This is a genomic window from Laspinema sp. D2d, assembly GCF_025370755.1.
In the GTDB taxonomy this organism is placed as follows: domain Bacteria; phylum Cyanobacteriota; class Cyanobacteriia; order Cyanobacteriales; family Laspinemataceae; genus Laspinema.
Map to the genome: position 1 here is coordinate 86,479 of NZ_JAMXFC010000011.1, position 22,591 is coordinate 109,069.

At 47.5% G+C, this 22,591-nt stretch carries 20 protein-coding genes and 2 tRNA genes; 8 read left to right on the top strand and 14 right to left on the bottom strand.

Annotated elements, in window-relative coordinates:
• Positions 1 to 493: 493 nt before the first annotated feature.
• Positions 494 to 1,675, bottom strand: coding sequence for a sulfate adenylyltransferase (sat, locus tag NG796_RS10065; protein WP_261206388.1), 1,182 nt, complete (start codon positions 1,673 to 1,675; stop codon positions 494 to 496).
• Positions 1,676 to 1,886: 211 nt separating this feature from the next.
• Entirely contained in the window at positions 1,887 to 2,945 is a 1,059-nt protein-coding gene (gene mnmA, locus NG796_RS10070) for a tRNA 2-thiouridine(34) synthase MnmA (RefSeq protein ID WP_261206390.1), read from the bottom strand.
• A gap of 192 nt (positions 2,946 to 3,137) precedes the next feature.
• On the opposite strand from mnmA, the gene NG796_RS10075 reads away from it, so the two are divergent.
• The 3 genes from NG796_RS10075 to NG796_RS10085 all read left to right on the top strand — a co-directional run bounded on the left by NG796_RS10075 (position 3,138) and on the right by NG796_RS10085 (position 7,601).
• On the top strand, positions 3,138 to 3,938 hold the full coding sequence (locus tag NG796_RS10075) for a hypothetical protein (protein WP_261206392.1): 801 nt from the start codon (positions 3,138 to 3,140) through the stop codon (positions 3,936 to 3,938).
• 94 nt (positions 3,939 to 4,032) lie between these two features.
• Positions 4,033 to 5,601, top strand: a complete 1,569-nt coding sequence (locus tag NG796_RS10080; RefSeq protein ID WP_261206394.1) for an NAD(P)H-hydrate dehydratase — start codon at positions 4,033 to 4,035, stop codon at positions 5,599 to 5,601.
• A 1,331-nt stretch (positions 5,602 to 6,932) separates the two neighbouring features.
• Complete coding sequence (locus tag NG796_RS10085; RefSeq protein ID WP_261206396.1) at positions 6,933 to 7,601, top strand: hypothetical protein; 669 nt, start codon at positions 6,933 to 6,935, stop codon at positions 7,599 to 7,601.
• A 4-nt stretch (positions 7,602 to 7,605) separates the two neighbouring features.
• Here the strand turns inward: NG796_RS10085 and NG796_RS10090 are convergent, their stop codons facing one another.
• The 4 genes from NG796_RS10090 to murA all read right to left on the bottom strand — a co-directional run bounded on the left by NG796_RS10090 (position 7,606) and on the right by murA (position 10,510).
• Positions 7,606 to 7,857, bottom strand: coding sequence for a hypothetical protein (locus NG796_RS10090; protein WP_261206398.1), 252 nt, complete (start codon positions 7,855 to 7,857; stop codon positions 7,606 to 7,608).
• A 257-nt stretch (positions 7,858 to 8,114) separates the two neighbouring features.
• A tRNA-Leu gene (locus tag NG796_RS10095) sits at positions 8,115 to 8,196 on the bottom strand.
• The gene (locus tag NG796_RS10100) at positions 8,175 to 9,050 is read right to left on the bottom strand and encodes a M48 family metallopeptidase (protein ID WP_261206399.1); all 876 of its coding nucleotides are present in this window, start codon (positions 9,048 to 9,050) and stop codon (positions 8,175 to 8,177) included. Before NG796_RS10100 ends, NG796_RS10095 begins: the two co-directional genes overlap by 22 nt.
• Positions 9,051 to 9,133: 83 nt before the next feature.
• Positions 9,134 to 10,510, bottom strand: a complete 1,377-nt coding sequence (murA, locus tag NG796_RS10105) for a UDP-N-acetylglucosamine 1-carboxyvinyltransferase (protein WP_261206481.1) — start codon at positions 10,508 to 10,510, stop codon at positions 9,134 to 9,136.
• Positions 10,511 to 10,880: 370 nt separating this feature from the next.
• Between murA and NG796_RS10110 the strand changes: the two genes are divergently transcribed.
• Positions 10,881 to 10,964, top strand: a tRNA-Leu gene (locus tag NG796_RS10110).
• Between the two features lie 23 nt (positions 10,965 to 10,987).
• Positions 10,988 to 11,785, top strand: a complete 798-nt coding sequence (locus NG796_RS10115; RefSeq protein WP_261206400.1) for a TrmH family RNA methyltransferase — start codon at positions 10,988 to 10,990, stop codon at positions 11,783 to 11,785.
• Positions 11,786 to 11,819: 34 nt separating this feature from the next.
• On the opposite strand, the gene NG796_RS10120 is transcribed toward NG796_RS10115, so the two are convergent.
• From NG796_RS10120 to NG796_RS10135, 4 genes are all read right to left on the bottom strand, one after another.
• The gene (locus NG796_RS10120; protein WP_261206402.1) at positions 11,820 to 12,068 is read right to left on the bottom strand and encodes a hypothetical protein; all 249 of its coding nucleotides are present in this window, start codon (positions 12,066 to 12,068) and stop codon (positions 11,820 to 11,822) included.
• Positions 12,069 to 12,571: 503 nt separating this feature from the next.
• Complete coding sequence (msrP, locus tag NG796_RS10125; protein ID WP_261206403.1) at positions 12,572 to 13,561, bottom strand: protein-methionine-sulfoxide reductase catalytic subunit MsrP; 990 nt, start codon at positions 13,559 to 13,561, stop codon at positions 12,572 to 12,574.
• 164 nt (positions 13,562 to 13,725) lie between these two features.
• The gene (locus tag NG796_RS10130; RefSeq protein WP_261206404.1) at positions 13,726 to 14,856 is read right to left on the bottom strand and encodes a calcium-binding protein; all 1,131 of its coding nucleotides are present in this window, start codon (positions 14,854 to 14,856) and stop codon (positions 13,726 to 13,728) included.
• A 305-nt stretch (positions 14,857 to 15,161) separates the two neighbouring features.
• Positions 15,162 to 16,544, bottom strand: coding sequence for a cytochrome P450 (locus NG796_RS10135; protein ID WP_261206406.1), 1,383 nt, complete (start codon positions 16,542 to 16,544; stop codon positions 15,162 to 15,164).
• Positions 16,545 to 16,672: 128 nt separating this feature from the next.
• Here NG796_RS10135 and NG796_RS10140 point away from each other — a divergent pair, with 128 nt between their 5' ends.
• On the top strand, positions 16,673 to 17,182 hold the full coding sequence (locus tag NG796_RS10140) for a DUF1648 domain-containing protein (RefSeq protein WP_261206408.1): 510 nt from the start codon (positions 16,673 to 16,675) through the stop codon (positions 17,180 to 17,182).
• 229 nt (positions 17,183 to 17,411) lie between these two features.
• On the top strand, positions 17,412 to 17,963 hold the full coding sequence (rsmD, locus tag NG796_RS10145) for a 16S rRNA (guanine(966)-N(2))-methyltransferase RsmD (protein WP_261206410.1): 552 nt from the start codon (positions 17,412 to 17,414) through the stop codon (positions 17,961 to 17,963).
• A gap of 83 nt (positions 17,964 to 18,046) precedes the next feature.
• On the opposite strand, the gene petG is transcribed toward rsmD, so the two are convergent.
• Positions 18,047 to 18,160: a cytochrome b6-f complex subunit V gene (petG, locus tag NG796_RS10150; RefSeq protein ID WP_254563350.1), complete on the bottom strand. Its 114-nt coding sequence runs from the start codon at positions 18,158 to 18,160 to the stop codon at positions 18,047 to 18,049.
• Between the two features lie 203 nt (positions 18,161 to 18,363).
• Here petG and NG796_RS10155 point away from each other — a divergent pair, with 203 nt between their 5' ends.
• On the top strand, positions 18,364 to 18,822 hold the full coding sequence (locus NG796_RS10155; protein ID WP_261206413.1) for a c-type cytochrome: 459 nt from the start codon (positions 18,364 to 18,366) through the stop codon (positions 18,820 to 18,822).
• Positions 18,823 to 18,865: 43 nt separating this feature from the next.
• Here the strand turns inward: NG796_RS10155 and NG796_RS10160 are convergent, their stop codons facing one another.
• The 3 genes from NG796_RS10160 to NG796_RS10170 all read right to left on the bottom strand — a co-directional run bounded on the left by NG796_RS10160 (position 18,866) and on the right by NG796_RS10170 (position 22,469).
• The gene (locus tag NG796_RS10160; protein ID WP_261206415.1) at positions 18,866 to 20,623 is read right to left on the bottom strand and encodes an ABC transporter ATP-binding protein; all 1,758 of its coding nucleotides are present in this window, start codon (positions 20,621 to 20,623) and stop codon (positions 18,866 to 18,868) included.
• Positions 20,624 to 20,734: 111 nt separating this feature from the next.
• Complete coding sequence (locus tag NG796_RS10165) at positions 20,735 to 21,496, bottom strand: DUF6816 family protein (RefSeq protein ID WP_411268798.1); 762 nt, start codon at positions 21,494 to 21,496, stop codon at positions 20,735 to 20,737.
• 19 nt (positions 21,497 to 21,515) lie between these two features.
• The gene (locus NG796_RS10170) at positions 21,516 to 22,469 is read right to left on the bottom strand and encodes a PhoH family protein (RefSeq protein WP_261206419.1); all 954 of its coding nucleotides are present in this window, start codon (positions 22,467 to 22,469) and stop codon (positions 21,516 to 21,518) included.
• Positions 22,470 to 22,591 lie beyond the last annotated feature (122 nt).

The following is a 22,591-nucleotide window of genomic DNA, read 5'->3' on the forward strand; positions in this document are numbered from 1 at the left end:
CCATTTGGTCTCTCTACCCATCTTGGGTTCAGGGAAGTCTATCTTCTCCAGGAACCCAAATTTTTTATATTCTTTTGTTAAGAGACTCTGGCAAAGAGAGCTAAATTTTGTAGGGGTTATTTGTTAATTTTGCCCCTATCTGCCGAACAAGCGCCTGTTTTCTTTTGATATTTTCCTGGCGTTTTTTTGCGCTGTCTTGTCCCGCTATTTCTGTCTCCCAATGGAGAAAACCAGACCAAATTTTAGCCATTGTTTTGCAATTTTGAGGCCAAAAATTAGGACTCTCTTTGTATATGATACCCGTTCAATCGCGATCGGTCCAAACCCAAAGAAGGAATTTTGTTTCCCCGTTGTCTAACGATGGTTTCATCAGGAGGCGATCGCCCCTTCTGGTGAGGGGAGGACAAGGCACTGCCTTGTCCCTAAGCTAAAGAACCAGAAACCCGATTTCTAGTCCTAATTTATAGACCTTTGAATGCTGGATAAGGCTTATTTAGTACGACTCCACAGACACCCGCATCGCCCGGGCGAGTTCAGCGGCCACTTCTGGACGGGAAAACTCCGGCGGGGGTAACTCCCCATTCCGTAGCATCTCGCGGACCTTAGTTCCTGATAAGTGAATCCGCTGATCCGGATTACTTGGACTGGTTTTGGTCGTTGCCATACTCTTGGTCAACTTACAAAAGAAAGCGTGCTCAAACTTCATCGGCACGATTCCTAATTCCCCGGGTTGAAACTCATCAAAAATATGTTGAGCGTCGTAGGTTCCATAATAATCCCCTACACCGGCATGATCCCGACCCACAATAAAATGCGTACAGCCGTAGTTTTTCCGGAGTAAGGCATGGAAAATGGCTTCTCTAGGTCCGGCATAGCGCATCGCGGCGGGGTTAATGGCTAAAATTACCCGGTCTTTCGGATAATATTTTTCCATGAGAATTTCATAACAGCGCATCCGGACATCAGCGGGAATATCATCCCCTTTTGTCACCCCGACTAAGGGATGCAGGAATAACGCATCCACACTTTCCAAGGCGCATTTTGTAATATATTCATGGGCCCGGTGGATGGGGTTGCGGGTTTGGAAAGCCACGATGGATTTCCACCCTTGTTCCCGAAACATGGCGCGAGATTGAGCCGGGTCGATTTGGTAATTTGGAAATTGGGGATGAGCTTCGCGATCGAGCAACCAAATGGGTCCGGCTAGATTGATGGGTCCTTGCTCGTAGAGGACTTTGACGCCGGGATGATTGAGGTCCTCAGTGCGATAGACGTTAACGGCTTCTAAAGCCTTGTTATAGCGGTATTTTTGGGTGAGTTCCAGGACGCCTACAAATTTGCCGCTTGGGTCATCTAAGCGGATCCAGGACCCTTCTTTCAGGGGTTCAGCAATTTCTTCTGTGACGGGCAGGGTAATCGGAACGGACCAGGGGAGACCATTCGCCAACCGCATATCGGTGACGACGGGATCATAATCTTTTTGATCCATGAAGCCCGTCAGGGGGCTAAAACCACCAATAGCAATTAGGATAAGGTCACAGAGTGCGCGATCGCTCAGTTGCAGACGCGGCAGGGTCTCAGCTTGGGAGAGAAATTCCTGCTTTTGGGCGGAGCTGACGATCCGATTAATCAAGTGACCGCCGTGGGGGGCGATCGCATCTGTATGTTGAGTCAAAACGATCCCTCTTTTAGATAGAATTCAATTCTTAAGCTTTGCTAATTTTTTATCATACTGGTATCTGGGACGTTTGACACGCCTTGATTCGGTGCGATCGCCTTCATGCCAAAAAAGCCCTAATATTAACAACCCGGGTTTTCAAAAAACCCGGGTTGTTAATATTAGGGCTTTTAAATTTTTACGCGCAAGGGCATCTGGTTTGATCGCCCTAGGACAACTGTTCGATAATCCCGCCACCGAGGACGCGATCGCCGTCGTACCAAACGGCTGCTTGTCCAGGGGTTACCCCAAACTGCGGTTCGTCAAAAACAATTTTGGCGCGATGTCCCCGATCTTCAGGAATCACCGTCACGGGAACCGGCAAGGTCCGATACCGAATCTGAACTTCTGCCCGAATCGGTGCAGTCGGAGGGGCGATCGAGACCCAATTGACTCGATCTACGGTAAAACTGGGTTCCGTCGCTGACTCGCGATCACCCACAATCACCTGATTTTTCACCGCATCCAATGCCACCACATACAAGGGTTCCGCTGCCGCAACCCCAATCCCTTTGCGCTGTCCAATGGTGTAGCGATGGATGCCGTCATGCTGTCCGAGGACCTTCCCTTGGACATCGACAATATCCCCTTTTTGGGGCTGGATGTACTGTTCCAAAAAGGTTTGCATTGACCCGTGGGCTTCCACTAAGCATAAGTCTTGACTTTCCGGCTTTTCAGCAGTTTGCAGCCCATATTCGGTCGCAATCCGCCTGGTTTCCGTCTTGGTAATTTCACCCAAGGGAAACATACATCCCCCCAGCAATTTTTGGGTTAAATCGTACAAAAAGTAAGATTGATCTTTATTGCGATCGACGGCGCGCAGTAATTCATACCGTCCGCTCTCTTCGTTATAGTTGACTCGGGCATAGTGTCCCGTCGCAATTTTGTCAACCCCTAGTTCTTCCTGGGCATAACTTAACATGGGGCCAAATTTCACAGCCCGATTGCATTGGGAACAGGGTAACGGAGTAAATCCGGCACTATATCCCGCCACTAAGTAATCGACGATTTTTTCTTGAAATAGCTGGCGAGTATCAACAATGTGATGGGGAATGTCCAACTCTTCACAAAGCGAAGCAGCATCGACCATCCCCTCAGAGCAGCATTGACCTTTCCCTTTCATTAACCATAGGGTAAGACCAATGACTTCATATCCTTGATGATGTAGGATGGCGGCTGCGGTAGAACTATCTACTCCGCCGGAGAGGCCAACGACGACTTTGCTCATAAAATCCTATAAAAGGCCGCTATCTACACAATTCGGCCAGACAATAATAATCTATTTCTAGGCTAACAGATCGGGTTTGAATTCATGGTCAAATTCCGGGAGATTTTTGGTGCTTTGGGAAAATGGCTTTAATTTCCTGTGCTAGAGTGACTAAAAATCTCATGATTCTGCTTGGTGAGTGGATATCCCTGTATGGAAAATCTACGATTCGGTTTGTTCAGTTCTAGGAATCGTGAAAGAAGTTCGGCGCGATCGCCTGACTTCTGGTTAGGAGCGATTTTAGGGTTCGGGTTAACGGTGGGAGTCGCCGCTGAGGTCCTACTGCCCTCTGAAGGGGCGATCGCTCAAACCCTTTCCCCCCTTCCCACCCTTCAAGAATTTCCCCAACAACAGCCGCAACCCCTGCCGCAACTTGTGGTTCCCGCACAGCAACCGCCTTTCTATCCGGGACCGATTCCCCAGTTTGATCTCCCTCCCGCCCCACCCCCGCTGCCTGCGCTACCCAGTTCTAAGCGTTATGTAGTCTATATCCCCACGAATAACCCGGTGGTACTCGCCCAAGTTCAGTTAGTCGAACCCGAGGCATTTATCAAGGAGTGGGATGGAAAAACCGTGATTCAAGCAGGGATGTTTGTGAATAACTCCAATGCTTATCGACGGGCGCGAGAATTAGAGTTATTGGTTGGAATTCGCTCGGCGATCGATACGATTGAACCCATGTCTCCAGCGATCGCAACGGTTGGCAGTCCAGGTGGATCTTTGGGTATTTCTAATCCCTATTTTGTCGTAATTCCGGGTAACCCTAATGATTTTTCCCGGATTACCAGTCAATTAACCACTGCCGGAATTGCCTCCCAAGAAATCTCTGTCCGTACGGTTCCTTTTGGACCTCATTTGGCGATCGGACCTTACCCCAATCGCATCACGGCTCAACAAGAAAGCGGCTATATTCGTAATTTTGGCATTGATGCTCGTGTTCATCAATATGATTGAGGGCAAAGCAAATCAGAAGCCAGATGTTACCACTCCTTAAAACCCGCACTTTCACCCCCTCTGGAAGTTGCCCATTTCTTCAGAAAATAAGACCGTGACCTCACCACAAACCCGCCAAAATCAGCTTGATCAATTCATCGTGACTTCAGCGCAAATGAGCGCCATTGAAGGACGCATTTTTACCGCCGGAATGCCGGTGGCTGCGTTAATGGAAAAGGTTGCCCAAGCTATTTTTCAGCGGGTAGTTGCGCTATATCCTCGTCCAAGAGTCAGGCAAGTTGGTGTTTTGGTCGGTCCAGGACACAATGGCGGGGATGCTTTGGTGGTGGCCCGAGAGTTACATTTTGCTGGATATGAGGTGCTGATTTATCAACCCCTTGCTAAAGGTAAGGAATTAACAGGGCAGCATGGGAAATATGTGGCGAGTTTGGGAGTGGGGTTTTTTGACACAATCGAACCGCTTCTCGATTGTGATTTGATTATCGATGGATTATTTGGATTTGGATTAGAACGGGCAATTTCTGGGGAGATTGCTCAGGGAATTGACCGCTTAAATAAACAGTCTCAGCCTGTAATTAGTATTGATTTACCTTCGGGGTTACATACGGATACAGGAGCAATTTTAGGAACAGCAATTCAGGCTACCTATACCTTTTGCTTAGGATTATGGAAGTTAGGATTATTTCATGATCAAGCGTTGGCTTATGTAGGGAAAGCGGAATTAATTGATTTTGATATCCCGTTGGCAGATATTCAGGCGGTGTTAGGCGATCGCAATCCCATCCACCGGATTACCTCAGCGGTGGCACTCGCCCATCTTCCGCTTCCTCGTCCCCAATTAACCCACAAGTATAAGGAAGGACATCTTCTGGCAATTTGTGGTTCGCAACGCTATATGGGTGCGGCCCTATTATGTGGATTGGGGGCCAAGGCATCCGGGGTGGGAATGTTAACGATCGCCGTTCCTAAGTCCCTCAAACTTTACATGAGTCAGCAATTAGCAGATGCATTGGTTGTTGGATGCCCAGAAACCGATTCTGGGGCGATCGATCATTTGCCGGATAGCATTGATTTAAGTTCTTTTGCTGCGATCGCCTGTGGTTGTGGTTTGACCCTGGATGGGATGGAAGTCGTCCAAGCCGTCTTAGAAAGCGATCGGCCCTTAATTTTAGATGCCGATGGATTAAATGCCTTAGCGCAAATGGGGACGATTTCTACCCTCTCCCAACGAGAAGCCTTTACCCTGTTGACTCCCCATCCTGGAGAATTTAAGCGGCTGTTTCCCAATGTTCAAGGTGAAACCGAGGATCTAGTCAGGGCCGTTCGGGGGGCCTCTGAGCAAAGTGGGGCGGTGGTGATGCTCAAACAAGCCAGAACGGCGATCGGCTATCCTGATGGATCAGTTTGGATTAATCCCGAAAGCACACCTGCATTGGCACGAGGCGGCAGTGGCGATGTCTTAACCGGCTTATCCAGTGGTTTAATTGCTCAGGCGATCGCCCGGAAACTTCCTGTAGAACCCCTTGTGCAAACCGCAGTCTGGTGGCACGCCCAAGCTGCTATTTCTGCTGCCGCTGTTCGTACCGAGTTAGGGGTAGATGCCGTGACGTTAAGCGAGTATTTATTAAAGGTTTTGGCACAGTTTGCGCGATCGGGCCATTAGGACTGTTGAAATTTGGGTTTCCTGGCAACTTATACCCAAACAAAACAACACCCAAGACCTACTTGCTGAGTGATTTCCTCTCCTTTTCAATGTTCGCAGGCTACCTAACTTAAACAGTTTAGGAGTATTGCTGCCGATTCCACTATTGGAGGAAATATCAGCTCTTGGTTTGGGTGCTGTTGGGGTTTGGATATGAGACAGATGTTAGATTAAACAGCTTGAACCTCTTTAAGCTAATTTGAACTTGGCTGTTGTAATCTGCCAGAGAAGCTCTTTGTTGCTTCTATATATTAAATCTAGCACGCTTTTTAGCAATGGCAAGAGAATGATATAAAACTTTACTTAATTTCCGGGAGGCGGGGTAACTTCATAAATTTATCTAAATTTAAGATAGACCATTGGATAAAGACTTATTTTACCCATGGATTTCGATTAGGGAGCAGCGCGATCGCCACTTCGCCGATTCTTCAAGGGTCTCCCTCCGATAGCAAAAAAAGGGATTTTAAAAATCGAGTTCTGGCAACTGATGCCCAAACAAAACAACACCCAAGACCTACTCGCTGAGTGATTTCCTCTCAATTTCAATGTTCGCAGGCTGCCTAACTTAAAAAGTTTAGGAGTATTACTGCCGATTCCATGATTTGAGGAAATATCAGCCCTTGGTTTGGGTGCTGTTGGGTTTTTGGTACGAGACAGATGTTAGATTAAACAGATTGAACCTCTTTAAACTAATTTGAACTTGTCTGCTCTTATCTGCCAGGGAAGCTCTTTCGGCTTCATTTATTAATTTATCATCATTTCCCTATAATGCAAGCACAAGAAATAAAGGTTTACATAAATTAGAGCAAAATATCTTACAAGTATGAACTTAAGTAAACTTTTCTCTAAAACCGAGGATTAGCAGGGTGCGATCGGGATGGGGAGCCGAAGGTGGGAAGCTTTTCTTAGAGGCTTGATCCGGGATGAGATGTCAGAGACAAGAAGTAAAGGGGTTGGCCGAAATTTGGCAGAACTACCTCTAAAGGGGGGTAAAGGGGGGACGACGAAAGGAAGAAAGCTGTGTCTCTAGTTGTACCCCATCATCCATCTGCTCCACCTTATTGCTCCAGATAGCTGCAAAATAACTGCAAATAGCAGAAATCTCAAATATGAGTAGATTCACTTCAGCTATCTACTTCTAAAGAAAGATGCGTTATGCCCAGATTGTTTCCTACAGTAAGTTCAATATTATCAACGGTACCTCGGGCTAACTTTTGAGATTGGGGACACCCGTGGCAACTTTGTTTTCAGGGTCAGAATGGGTCTGACTAATTTTATTCGGAGGTTTCACAATGTTAAATAGATTTAACAAGACATCCCTTAACAAACGCAGCCCGCTAGTTCGTGGCTCTTCCCTACTTGGAAAGGTGAACGGGGCGATCGCCCTAGGATTGATGCTCCTGGTACTCCCAGCTTGCGACGCGACGGATCAAACCACCACGACTACCACCACAGAAGAAGCTGAAACGGACACCGCCATGACTCCGGGAACTGACACCACCATGTCACCGGAAACCGATACCACCATGACTCCCGCGCCAGGAACTGACACCACCATGACTCCCGCGCCGGGGACTACAACTACTCCAGGCATGGAGACTACAGGAATGACTACGGAGGTAGAGGAAGTTTCAGACAATCCTGATCAATTTATGGGTCAAACGGTGACCCTCAACGGTGAAGTGGCAGAAGTGCTGGGACCTAATGTTTTCCGCATCCAAGAAGATGAGGCTGTTGGTGGGAGTGATCTGATTGTCATTACAACGGATTCCCAAATGCCGGTGATGGAAGATAGCCAAGTCCAAGTGACTGGGGAAGTTCGTCAATTAGTGATTACTGAAATCGAACGAGATTACAATCTGGGGTGGGATGATACCACGCGGACTCGGATAGAGCGGGAATACACCGATCGCCCTGCGGTGGTTGCCCAGTCTGTTCAGCAAATGATGAATAATCCTTAATAAATTAGACCGAGGCGATCGCCTGCTGAGTCTTTAAATAAAAAGAGAAGAGAACCGGAGTTCTCTTCTCTTTTGTTTTGCTGGGGTTTTCGGAGGGGGTCGGGCTGCGATCGCCCTTTATCGGTTCCCCTTTTAATTTTTTCCGCAACATCTGTTGCTGCTTCTTGATTTGTCGTTGTCTTGCACTGCCGCCTTTGCCCTTGGTATTTCTCCCCTGACTCCGAGGAGACTCCCAACTTTTGAGCCGTTGAGCCATCGTCTTAATCCTTCTAGGTGTAATCTTGATTCATTAAACTATTTCACCATTTTAGCTTCGCTTTCCTGGGACTTGTCAAGTCCTCAGTCCAGAAAGTAGCAATTTTCACAAAGATTGGTGACTTTCCCCGCCGGGATGTTGTAGAAAATCGCGGCTTCTGGAGTTGAACCCCAGTCCCTCGGGGAAAAAACCATAAAAAATAAAGGTCCTCAGCTTTTGACTGAGAACCTCTATTTTGTGCTTCCGATTTTAGAGAGTGGGCGAGGCGAGAGTCGAACTCGCACGACCGAAGCCGCCACATTTTGAGTGTGGTGCGTCTACCAATTTCGCCACTCGCCCTTTTTCTCGGTTTCACTACTATAACACATTTTTCCTTTTTGCAACAAAGTTTCATAATCTTTGCTGCTGGCCCAGCGATCAATCTCTCTAGCCCTGAGTACAGGAAGAGGATGAGTGAGTTGCCCGGTTTGGGCTTCCTTGAGCAGAAGGCCCAGTTCTGTACTACTGCTCTCATCGTAAGCCCGGGCTTGGGCGAGAAAGGCATCCAAATTGAGTTGGGGAGCCAGAGTGGGGGAACCCCCGGCCAATTTCATCAGGACGGAACTCACGACTCGCGAGTCTTGAGTCGCTAATAATGCGGCCCGATCGCAGCTAAACTCAGCGCATCGGACCCATTGCAAAATTTGACTTTGGAGGGTTTGGGCAATCAAAGCCCCCACCGTCGAAAGTTGTCCTGCCGCTAACATGATCAAATTCGCCAGGGTTAAATAAACCCCATGTTCGCATTTGAGATGCCCGAGCTCATGTCCGATCACCGCCTGGATTTCTGCCGGTGTCAGTAGTTCGATCAGCGAGGTGTGAATCACCACGAAGGGTTTTTTGCCCCGCATCGCGAAGGTATAAGCATTGGGCATGGGATGTTGACGAACATAGAGTTCCGGAGTCTCTAAATCCAAAACCTGGCAGGCTTCCTTGAGCAACTGATGCAACTCAGGCAACTGTTGCTCACTGACCAAAACGCTAGAAGCAATATTATCCAGGTAAAAAAATTGTTCCCCAATGGAACCCAGCAACTGCCGGACAATCAGATCGAGTCCAGGGAGTTGCTTGAGGGATTGGGTTGCTTCTAGATCCAGAGGATGACGGAAGCCATCTGCTTTGAGTCCGATCAGGGTTGTTTTTGGGAAAGCCATACCAGTTTAGGGACTAAGGTCTGATGACAGAGAATTCAGAGGTTGTCTGAGAAGAAGAGACTTCCGGAAACCTCATTGCCCTTTCATTTTAGTGCGGATTGAGAAGATTGGATGGCGTTGGAGTTGGCTTCACTCTCAGGAGGGGCGGGTTCGCGCTTGATCCGAACCCCGAGCTGTTGGAGTTTGAGGTCGAGGTTTTCGTAGCCGCGATCCAGGTGCTGCAACCCTTGAATTGTTGTTTTACCCTGAGCCGCGATCGCCGCGATCGCCAAGGCTGCCGAGGCACGCAGGTCTGTTGCCATGACCGGAGCACCCGTTAAGTTCGTTACACCGCGCACGATCGCCGTATGGCCTTTGACGCGAATATCTGCTCCCATGCGATTTAACTCAGCTACATGGCGTAGGCGATTTTCAAAAACGGTTTCGCTAATCAAGCTATCCCCATTACTCACCGTCAACAAGGCCATAAATTGAGCCTGCATATCCGTGGGAAATCCAGGATAGGGCAAAGTTTCGATATCCGTTGCCTGAATGATATCGGGTCCAATCACTCGGAGGCGATCGGGGCCTTCAGCAATGATTTGTGCGCCAGTTTGCCGCAGCTTGGAAATGACCGGCGTCAGATGGTCGCTGATCACAGGATAGAGGCTAATATCTGATCGCGAAATTGCGCCAGCGACTAAGAAGGTTCCGGCTTCAATGCGATCGGGAATGATGGGATAGTCCGCCGTATGCAGCCGGGGAACCCCTTCAATCACAATGGTTTTGGTCCCCGCACCCCGAATTTTTGCCCCTAGAGCGTTACAGAAGTTAGCCAAATCGATGACTTCTGGTTCTTGGGCGACATTATCCAGGATGGTTTCTCCATCAGCGAGGGTGGCGGCCATCATCAGGGTTTCGGTGGCACCAACGCTGGGATAGTCAAGGTAAAATTTAGCGCCTTTTAAGCGGCGATCGCGCCCGGGAACGGACGCATGAACCATACCATGCTCGATATAGACATTAGCACCTAGGGCTTGCAGTCCGCGAACGTGGATATCCACAGGTCTGGCCCCGATCGCACAGCCGCCGGGAAGGGGAACATGGGCTTCTCCCAAGCGAGCCAAGATAGGTCCAATGGCAAAGAAACTCGCCCGCAGTTGGCTAACTAATTCGTAGGGGGCTTCCGAGGTGGTAATGTCCTGAGCGTTGATATCTAGGACATCGCCGTTCCATTGCAGATCCACGCCCAGGGCGGAAAGCACTTGACCCATGCGAATGGCATCGACCAGGGATGGGACATTCCTTAACCGACAGGGTTCCGGACAGAGTAGGGACCCCGCCATGATGACTAAGGCGGCATTTTTGGCCCCGCTAATTTTGACTTGTCCTTGCAGGGGATGGCCTCCCCAAATGTGCAGGACCGAGGGGTCAGCTTCGTGAGCGTTGGTGATGTTGAGCGAACCGAGAGAGGCAGTAATAGGTCTATCCTCCAGAATCAGTGGATGTGGTACACCTTTCGATTTGGTTTTGATTCTACCGGAAATATTTTAGATGTCCAGATTTATACCTAAAAAAATCAATTCCGGTAACCCCTGATACCAATAGAATCTTACCGTGAACTATTTTGTGTCCAGTGATGCGGATTTCAGGGCGAGGACTTCCTCACGGTCCGCATCATTTTGGACAACAATTCTAGCCGGTGTCTTCATGGTGTACCTTAACTGGACATTCCTCAAAAGTGTAGTAGGTAGATGACGTAATTGGGAAAAAAACTTTTTTAAATTGACCCCTTGACATGAAGGAGGAATTGAGGCACTATGGTAAATCGCAGTGCAAAACTGCATTTTCGCGGAACTGGCGGAATTGGTAGACGCGCTAGATTCAGGTTCTAGTGTCCGCAAGGACTTCCGGGTTCAAGTCCCGGGTTCCGCATCTACATACCCTGTAATACCCCAATGTTGACGAGCCTTCAGAATCCTCTGGTCAAGCAGATGCGGAAATTGCACGCTGCAAAGGAGCGCGATCGCCAGCAACTATTTTTGTTGGAAGGGACGCACCTCTTAGAGGAAGCCTGTAGCGTGGATTATCCCCTAGAGGTGGTTTGTTTTACGCCGGAGTGGCAAGCTCGCTATCCTGAATTATGGGAAACGGTAAGCCAGCGATCGCCCCGGTGTGAACTCGTCAATGAAGCCGTCCTCAAGGCAATGGCGACTACTGTTCAACCCGATGGCGTTGTGGCAGTCGCCAAACGGCGCGAGTCTGCGGTTCCTTCGATTCCCGGGACTGGGTTGACCCTCGCCCTAGAAACCCTCCAAGACCCTGGCAATCTTGGCACCCTGATTAGAACTGCTGCCGCTACCGGAACTCAAGGCATTTGGTTAAGTGCCGATAGTGTGGATGCAGCGTCTCCCAAAGTGTTACGCGCCTCTGCGGGACAATGGTTTCGCTTGCCGGTTTCCGTCAGTGCCGACTTGAAACAGGATGTCATCCACGCCCAACAACAAGGGGTACAGGTTATTTCTACCACTGCCGATGCACCCCTAACGTATTGGGAAATTGATTACCATCAGCCGACCTTAGTTTTACTTGGCAATGAAGGCGCAGGATTATCAGCCGACTTACTGTCTACCGCTGATTATCAAGTTCGGATCCCTCTGCAGTCTGGGGTCGAATCCTTAAATGTAGCGATCGCTGCCGCCTTAATTTTATATGAAGCCCTCCGTCAAACCAGCCATTCCTCCTCGGTTTCTTAAACTGAGGGAATTCAGGCTAAACAACCTCAAGGGATTACTCTTCAGCTTCTGGTTTGTGCAATTCTTTAAAAAATTCATCAATATCAGCCACAGCCTCCTCTAGATCATGGAGGGTAAAAGTGGCTTTCTCGTCTTGTGCAGTCTTAATGGCTTGCCGTTCAGCTTCGCGAGCAGATGCAGCTTTCTGGTCCTCAACCAATTGCAAACGCTCTTGCAATGCATTTAGAGAATCTAAGAATGCTTTCTCCGCTGCCTCCCGGTCTTCATGCTGATGGTTACTCATAACAAATTGACTCCCAATTGAATATGCACCACCCCCATTACCTCCGATTCCGGAGAGTGGGACGAGTACCAATACTATGTCTTCGGTCGTACAGTGTAGATGCATCCCTAAATCCCTAGGCGATCGGTACAGTCTTAGAGAATATAAAGACAAGAAACCGAGTTTCTGGCCCTCAAGTATTCCTCTGATGTAGAGATAGTCTAAAAACCCTAGGGTTTAATCTCTACTGTACCGACACTCTCCCAGGGTTGGGCCGATTGTTTTTCCCCACCCTGAGACTGTTGCTCAACCCATCTTCTCAAACCGGATCGAAACCTGATCTAATGATCTAAAGTAAGTCGGATTCCGTTCCCCCATGCCAGGTGAATTTATCCTTTTTCGACAGAATCACCTATTTTGCGATCGCCCTCTCGCTAGACCCAGAGGTACAGCCCGATCGGGTCAGGAAAGCAACAGATTCTAGGGCTTAAAACCACCGCCTACCCCAGATTAAAACGGTCTGTTCAGGTAGAATACAAGTTAGCGACCCATTCTCCATACCCGTTATAAGGAAGAGTGGGCTGACGTTTCCAGGATAAAGCCGGTCCAGTACCAACAATCCGTTCCGTTGCCTGGGACCAGCGCGGATGAGGCTTAGTTGGGTTCACATTCGCCTCAAAATCGTACTCGCTTGGCACTAAAGTATTCCAATAAGTCGCCGGTTGTTCGGCGAGAAACTCGATTTTAACAATAGATTTAGCGCCCTTAAACCCGTATTTCCACGGGATTACCATCCGCAAAGGTGCGCCATGTTGTTTAGGAAGGCGCCGCCCATAAATTCCCGTGGCAAAAAAGGCCAGTTCATTAGCCATTTCCTCAATGCGTAAACTTTCGGTGTAAGGCCAAGGTAACGTTCCTAAATGAAATCCAGGACCTGGAGTAATCTCGGGATCATAAAATGAGGTAAATCGCACAAATTTAGCGGCACTGGTGGGTTCGACTGCTTCGATGAGGCGTTTCATCGGGAATCCAATCCAGGGAACAACCATTGCCCAAGCTTCTACACATCGGAACCGATAGATGCGTTCTTCTAAGGGAAATTGGGTCTGAATTTCATCAATATCATAAATGCGGGGATTTTTGACGAGTCCACCAATTTCAATTTTCCACTCTTCTGTAGGCAAACTTTGGGCGGATTTCCAAATGGATTTGGTGCCGCCAAATTCATAAAAATTATTGTAACGAGAGGCAAAAGCTTGTTCGGTAAGGGGCCGATCGCCTTCTATAAAATTAGGGTTGCGGGGGATATTGGCTAAGGGAGTGGTATTTTGGATGAGTTCGCTCAGGGAATCTGAGTTGGTTTCACTTTTACAGCCCCCCATCGGTAAAAGGGTCGCCCCGATACCAGCGGCGATGGCAGTCTTCAAAAAGCGCCGACGGGACAAAAAGGCAGTTTCTGGAGTAGTTTGGTGTTCAGGAATTTCCCAGGATTTAAGAATGCGGATGAGAACCATGATTAATAAAAGTGGCGATCGCCTTCAGGGTTTTTGAGTTGAATCATCAAGAAAACATAGAAAAATTATAGAGTAACCCTACCAGCCACTGAAGGGGGAAGTCATGACTTGTCCCTTCAGTGGCAATCAACCCTGAAAATTTAGAGCAATCGCAAGTCTGTGATTTATCCGAGTAAATTAATCCCTAAATCTTCGGCACTGACCAATTGGACAGAATTTACCAAGTTAAACTGAGAAATATCCACATTCATTACCACCCCTAAAACTCGATTATTAGAATCAATGATGGCGGTATCTCCAATCCCATCTCCATTGACATCTAATGCGCCCAGGGTAATTTGTGCGATATCGGTAACGTTAACTAATTTAATCAAATCACCTTCGGCAGCATTAAAATCTAACAGGCGATCGGCAGTGGCAGCATTTTGATCCGAAACATCACCGCGCAAGATAAAATCATCAGCATCAGCACCGCCAGAGAGAAAATCTGAACCCAGATCCCCAATTAGAACATCCCGGCCCTCATCTCCATACAACATATCATTCCCTTGACCTCCTCGGATCAAGTCATCTCCCGCACCTCCTTGGACGGTATCATCTCCTAAATTACCATTGAGGACATCATTTCCAGTTCCTCCAATCAGCAAATCATTATCTCTGCCACCCCGGAAAAAATCATCGCCCTCTCCTCCAATTAGGGTGTCATTTCCTTGGTTTCCATTGGCGATATCCGCACCACTACTGCCCAGAATGCGATCGTCCCCTTCTAGGGCCCGTAATCCTCCCTGCCAATTGATATCGTCTACGGTCATTTCAATTAAGTTATTGACGGAATCAGCATCAATAAATCGTCCTAATTGACTTCCCTGAGACGCCAAATTAATTAATTGAGAAAATCCCGTTTGTAAAGCCCCATTTTGAATTAAGTTGGTATTTAGAAAATCAGTCACTTGCGCCGGAGAAATTCGCGAAGTAATCTCTGTGCTATTGACAAAGTTTTGAATTTGTCCGGCAACAGAATTAATCAATTGACTGGGATTAATGTCCGTGGGATTAGAGTCAATTAATTGAGTCACTCGATTCAGGAGTTCAGAGCCGACTTGATTGATGTCAATATTATTCACTAGCCGAGAAAATACTGAGCTAAGAACAAAGCCAGTAGGTCCTAGAGTAATAAATTTAGCGGTTTGGATGGCAATATCTCGGGCTGCCTGATTTTCTTCATCATTATCTTCGCCGACTCCCGGTAGAAAATCCAAAAAACCGTTAGGAATAACGTTGTTCAAGAATTCCATTGCTATTCTCCTTGAATGGGGTGATTAAAACTATAGTATAGAACATTTTAAAACTTAGCCATCGGGACGATTTTACCTCTATGGGCAGTTTTTTACTCTCAAGATTTAGTCGTCCTAGGCGATCACCCTCAATCAATCCCTCCCTTATTTTCCATCCCCCTTTTTAGCTGACTTAACAAAACTAGAACTAAGACGGCAGAAGAAAGGGGGTGTTGCATTGGCGTTTCCATCCCCCCTTTTTTTACTCTGGATAAAGTCTACTTAAAGAATTGGAAAACCTCCATCCCTGGTTTAGTTTCGGGGTGTTAGCGGACTGAGTTGACCAAAAGTCTCTCAACGGGAGTCCGATCGCCAACCTTCATCATTTTAATTCCTCCAGCCGGGGATAAAGTAACACCTCGGCGCAAGGGTTTGACTGGACCCTTTTCTGCCAATTTTAACTCATAGCCCGATAAGACAGTGGCTAACACCAGCTTCATTTCATAAGCCGCTAATGCTGCTCCAATGCAACGCCGTTTACCTCCACCAAAAGGCATAAATTCATAAGGAGAAAATTGCCGTTCTAAGAACCGTTCCGGCTTAAATTGATAGGAATCGGGATATAAATCTTCCCGATGATGGAGTAGATAAATACAACCGACTAAATCCGTTCCGGCTTTGAGTGAGTATCCTAATAAGTCTATCGGTTCTTCGACTCGCCGGGGAAAAGTTAACATTGCCACGGGATAAAGTCGGAGGACTTCATTACAGACGGCTGTCAAATAAGGGAGGTTAAAAATATCCATCGCTGCGGGATTATCTCCAAGAGTGGCAATTTCCTCGCAGAGACGATTTTTGACCTCTGGAAGCGTATGAATCCAATATAATCCCCAAGACATGGCACTGGCTGTTGTTTCGTATCCAGCAAACAGTAAGGTCAGCAATTCATCCCGTAATTCTTGAGGAGTCATCGCTTCCCCGTCGGCATCCCGCGCTGACATTAATAGAGAGAGGATATCGAGGCGATCGCTCAAGTCTTGTTGACGGCGATTAGCAATTTCTGCATAGAGTAATTTATCAATTTTTTCTCGAATTCTGAGAAAATATCCCCAAGGACTCCATCGCCCTAAATCGACTTGCAATTGCTTAAAAAACAGGAGACCAGATGCAGCCGGAGTGTTAAAAACATCTAACATTGAAGTCATTAGATGTTTGATTTCATAATAATTTTCTCCGGCAACATCTAACCCGAAGACGGTTTTGAGCATGACTTGGGATGAAATTTCAGACATCACCCGACGAGCGATAAAAGGCTCTGAGGTTGGCACTTGTTTCATGACTGTTGCAGCAATTTCACCAATCATTTCGCCATAAGACCTCATGCGATCGCCATGAAAAGGAGGCATCAATAATTGGCGCTGACGACGGTGGCGATCGCCCTCTAACATAATAACCGAATACTCTCCCAGCAAAGGTTCGACAATTTCATTTACCTTCCCGGGAACACTCAATTGTTTGTTTTCATGGGTTAAAATGTATTGAAGGGCTTGGGGATGAGAGATAAAGACAAGGGTATCCCCCAACCCGACAACCTCCGCCTGAAATAGGTCAGGATAACGGCGCGCACGGGTTTCCATGTACCCAATCGGATTCATCACCCATTGTAATTTTTGAAACAAGCGGGGGGTCCTTAAACTAGGAATTTTCATGGTGGTAGTTCCTGACAGAGTATGTTTATCAATTTTAAAGGATTATCTAAAAAAAACACCAATAGTTAGGGATAAATTAATAGTCAAACATTAAATTATCACGGGTTGTAACCTTGGAGAAAAGGCCAATGAAAGACAATCAAAAACCACCGGGTATAGAGGCGATCGCCTACTCTCCCTTAGAAATAGTTTTAGAAATTACAGCGTTCCTGGGTGTTGTTGCCAGTCTGGCGATCGGCGGCTACTATTGGCACAGCCTTCCTGCGTCAGTTCCCTTGCACTTTGGCATCACCGGGGAACCCGACTTATGGGGACCTAAATTCACATTCTGGTTGCTTCCCGGCATCGGCGTCATCAGTTATGTAGCGATGACCCTTACTAATTTTTTTCCCCACACCTTTAATTACCCGGTTCCCATCACCCCGGAAAACTTACCAAATCAGTATAAAATTGCCCGTCAGGTTTTGCTATGGATGAAAGCTGAAGTTATGGTAATTCTGCTCTGGATTGAATGGCAAATGATTGAAGTTGCCGTAGAAAAGGCTACTCGATTTTCTGTTTTTTATCTGCTGGCTTTTTTAACTCTGTTATTTTTAACGATAGGATTTTATTTAAGGCAATCTTATCGCGATCGCTAAGATTACCAACAGGGAAACCTAGATAGAATATCGGGTTTACGAGAAATCAATACAGGGTCTCGCCTTCTTTCAAAAAATATTGAATTAAAACGGCTTTTTAGGGGTATCCTCTGAACAAGCTATTTCCCGGGCGATAGTCAAGGGTTCTCTAGTCAGGTTTTGTGGAATTCTTACCCTACTTTTTCCTCCAGATATTCGGGTTGCACCTGAATCGACTATCCTAATTATTATGAGTCTTAGAATTTATGGTAATCGGTTACTGAAAACTTTACCCGGTGAACAAACTCGACCCACTGCGGCACGGGTGCGCGAAGCGGTGTTTAATGTTTGGCAAGGGAGTATTGCGGGATGCCGTTGGTTGGATTTGTGTGCGGGTGCCGGGACGATGAGTGCAGAGGCATTATGTCGAGGTGCGGTTGAAGTGGTGGCGATGGAACAGTCCCCTCGTGCCTTAGCGATTATTCGGGAAAATTTGCAACGGGTGAAGCAGGCGGATCAAAGGGTGGAAATTCTGCGCGGTGATGTGATGGCGCGGTTAAAATCTTTGGAGGGTCGCCAATTTGACCGGATGTATTTCGATCCGCCTTATGCCAGCAGTCTCTATCAACCTGTGTTGGCAGCGATCGCCCAGTATCAACTCCTGGCATCCGATGGGGAAATTGCGGTGGAACATCGCAGCGATCGCCTGACCCTGGACCCGATTTCCACTCTGGAAATCCTTCGGGAACGGCGTTATAGCAATACCACGGTGACGTTCATTGGGTTATCCGATGAGTTATGAAATTAAAACAGCGATCGCCTCTGGCGGGTTCAGGACCCGAAAGCGGCGATCGCTATTGTTTTAGTCAGGAATTCAAGATGGCTTTACAAACCCAAGTCATTCCCGCGCTTGTACTGCTGGTAAGCGGCGAAAAACAAACCAGCTAGAGTCACCACAATCAAACCCAACACGATACCAGACAGTAACGGTTCAACCACGTCTATGAATCTCCTTTGCAACTAGGGTTATATTTTAATATGTAAAGGTTTCTTGCAATTCTCTCATCTACAGACAGTCTGCTTAAAAGGGCTGGTCCCGGTTTCCCGATTAGCAGAGTTCCTGATCATGCCATCGATGTCCGTCGCCCAGGGGTCCCCAGAAATTGCCAATCCATCCCCATTGTGATCCCAAGTTTTAAGATATGTTAGAAAATAATACAATATTTGTACATCCCTTGAAAACCCCCTTACCCTTGACTAACGATCTCGCCAAACCGGAAGCTGTAGAACCTTGTCCCGTCACAAGTGGGGCGATCGCCTTTGGTGCGCGAAGCACAGTCATTGTCTTTATTTTGGTGGGTATTATCCTCGGGATTATTCTCGCCCTACAGCTACAAGTCTCAGATCCTTATGTAAAAACCGTCCTAACCCTGGATGGTGACTCCCTTCGGGGTCATGCCATTTTCCAAATGAACTGTGCCGGTTGTCATGGCATCCAGAATGGACGGCAGGTAGGACCCAGCCTGACTGCGGTTTCTCAGCGGAAATCCCCTGTTGGTATTATTAATCAGGTAACGGGAGGCAAAACGCCGCCAATGCCTCAATTTCAACCGAATCCTCAAGATATGGCAGATTTGTTGAAATATGTTCAAAGTCTTTGAACACAATAACCCCCCAGGGCTTTAAATCTTCGGGGGTTTTGAGTTATCCTGGCTCAAACTGTTGGGCGTAAAATTTGGCATAGTGTCCTTCTCGTTCCAACAGTTCCTGATGAGTGCCCGATTCTACAATTTTACCCTTTTCCATGACTAAAATGCGATCGGCGCGACGCACCGTGCCGAGACGATGGGCAATAATAAACACGGTACGATTTTGCATTAATCGTTCTAATGCTTCTTGAACTAACGCTTCTGATTCTGAATCTAAGGCAGAGGTTGCTTCATCTAAAATGAGAATTTGGGGATTCAGAAGTACCGCGCGGGCGATCGCAATTCGTTGGCGTTGACCCCCAGATAAATTAACCCCTCTCTCTCCTACCCAACTGTGATATCCATCGGGCAGTTTTTGAATAAACTCATCAGCATTAGCAATTTTCGCCGCTGCTTCAATTTCGTCTAAGCGATAGTCCAGTTGTCCAAAAGCAATATTTTGAGCAATACTTCCAGTAAATAGAATGGTTTCCTGGGGAACGATGCCAATTTGACGGCGTAAGCTGGGAATAGAAACATCTCGAATATCTATTCCATCAATTAGAATTTGTCCCGATTTCACATCATAAAACCGAGGTAAAAGATTAACTAAGGTGGTTTTTCCCGCCCCAGAAGCACCCACGAGAGCGATCGCCTCTCCCGGGGAAGCAACTAAACTTAATCCCTGCAATACCGGCACTTCTTCTTGGTTTTTGGGATTGAGAATCGGTTGGGTGGCGTAGGCAAAGGAAACATTCCGATATTCAACCTTTCCCGTCACCGCAGGTAAGGCGACTGCACCGGGTTTTTCCACCACCGTTGCTTTCACCGCAAACAACTCAAAAATTCGGTCTACTGATGCCTCTGCCTGTTTAAATTCATTATAATTACTTGTAGTCAAAGCAATGGGATTAATCACCAATGCCACTGCCGCTACATAACTGACAAATTCGCTTCCGGTTAGATTTCCTTGGGAAATTTGCCATCCACCCAAGAAAAATAGCGATAATACGCTTAAGGCTTCTAAAAATCCCACTACAGGAAATTGAATCGCCTTTAATTGTTCTGCCCGATATTTCATCCGGCGATTATGTTCAGCTTCTTTAGAAAATCGCTCAATTTCATAATCTTCCGCCGCAAAAGCTTGAACTAAGCGAATCCCACTAAACACCTCAGAGATTAACGCGGATAGATTAGAAATTTGGTTTTGACTGCGCCGGGAAACAATTAATAATTTATTGCCAAACCAACTGACAATAACTGCCATAAATGGGGCAATTAATAGCGTAGCAAAGGTGAGTTGCCAATTCAAATAAATCATGTATCCCACCACCACCACCAGTTGTAAAACGCATGGCACAAATTGATGGAAAAATTTATTAACCACTTCCCCAATCCGGTCAATATCTTCCGTGAGGCGATAGGAAAGGTCTCCGGTTTTGGCGGTTTCAAAAAAACCCAGATTGAGCTTATGGAGGTGGCTATAAATGGATTTGCGGAGGTCAAGGGCGATGGAAAGGGCAGCGGAAGCCATGAGGGAATCTTGACCATATTGGACGATTCCTTGCCCTAGAAAAATCAGCGCACCAATCCCCGCTAATCGGGCGATCGCCACCACATCCCCCGCCCCAATAAAATTAGCAATTCGACCCGCTAACCAGGCTTGCAGCGGCCAAAAGACGGTGAAAATCAATGTACAAATCAGCGCCCGGATGATGGTGTTCCAGTGGGGACGCAGGTAAGGCAGCAATAACCAATAATGCGATCGAGACAATTTTATTTTAGACGTTAATATTCAGGGTTAATCTTACTTTACTCGATCGCCGTCGCTAGAACTGAACTCCTTGAGGTTGCGGGTTTTTACCCCTGCTTACCGGGGTATCCGCTATCGGTTAGGTGTGGCAACCGGGGATAATTCTAATTGATAGCGATAAAGGGCGATCGCCTTGCCTCCGGCAGCAAAGTAATCGGGGTCTTGGGGTGATAAATAAATCGCCGTGATTTGATTGGCGGTGATTTTCTCCGGTGTATCCTTCACCCGTTGATAGTGGGTGGTGGTTTCCACTTCATTGAGATAAATCTGCGGTTGGCGGCGAAAAATCTGCTGGGTGATTTCTGTGGCGATAAACTGATCCGGTGCAGGAATTTCGCTGCTTCTACCCGTAACCAGGGATACCAGTTGGCGATCGCCTTTCAAAATCGTAATCTGCCGGTTCGGATCCGCCGGGTCCACTTTCACCGACTCTACCGCCCGACTGCCTAAATAAGCTTGGGCAATTTTTAATCCATTAAAGGCGCGATCGGCAATAACTCCCTGATTCCTAGAAACGGGAATTGGGATTCCCCGCCATCCTCCCGGATTCAATCCCGACCCCTCCACAAACCGCACCTGAAATTGTACCGGCTGATTCAAATAGGCTTGATTTTTTTCAAATCCCGGAGTCACTAGATTGGGCGCGAGGGGGGCAATTTGTTCAATGAGGGTACTCGTTACATCCCAAGTCCCTTTGATCCAGTCGGGATAAATCAAATCGCCCTGTGCCACCGAAACGGCAGGTTTACTCTGCCAATTGGGAAAGGCTTGCAAACGGTCCTCCAGGGGTCCCGCTAGAGCATTCCCAGAGGTGAACAGCACCATGAGTACCATCAGACAGAGGGGGACGACCCTATTTATCATGGCTTTCATAGGCGGCGACGATACGCTGAACGAGAGGATTGCGGACGACATCGGCTTGAGAGAGGGTGCAAAAAGCAATACCTTCTACATTTTGCAGGATGTTTTGGGCCACATTTAAACCCGACTGCTGATGATAGGGTAAATCCGTTTGGGTAATGTCTCCGGTAACCACCATGCGGGATTTAAACCCAAGGCGGGTCAAAACCATTTTCATTTGCGCCGGGGTGGTGTTTTGCGCTTCATCGAGGATGACGAAAGAGCGATTGAGGGTGCGTCCCCGCATATAGGCAAGGGGGGCAACTTCAATGATGCCGCGTTCCATGAGGTTGGCAATTTTTTCGGGTTCGATGACTTCATAGAGGGCATCGTAGAGGGGGCGTAAATAAGGATTAATTTTCTGTTGCAAGTCCCCGGGAAGGAAGCCGAGTTTTTCTCCTGCTTCTACGGCAGGGCGGGTTAAAATCAGGCGTTCGTATTCATTGGCGAGGAGAGATTGGGCGGCGAGGATAGTAGCGAGGAAGGTTTTTCCGGTGCCTGCTGGACCAATGCAAAAGGTGAGATCATGGCTGCGAATGGCTTTGATATAGGACCGCTGGCGAAAGGTTTTGGCGCGAATTTCTTCCCCTCGGCGGTTTTTGGCGAGGATGTCTTGGCGCATTTCGCTGAGTTCCTCCTGGCGTTGGGTATCCAAAGCGTGACGGGCGGTGATGATATCAACGCCGGTGATGGGTTTGCCGGTTATCCAGAGGTCCGAGAGCGATCGCACTAAGCGAGTGCAGAGTTCAATTTGGTTGGGGGTACCTTGGATAAATAAATCTTGTCCACGCAGGACGACTCGGGCCCCGGTTTGTTTGGAGAGGAGTTTGAGGTTTTCCTCGCGATCGCCACTGAGGGCTAAGGCGCTTTCTTGAGAAGGGAGTTCAATCGTTGTGTTTTCTTCCATGCCCTATCCATTACAGGTAAAGGTTTAAAAAATGCAAAAAGACGCCTTTTTTGCAAATTGAGCTGCAAACAGGCGTCTTGTAAAGAGGACTCCGGCAATATCTTTGTTTATTCAAGGAATAG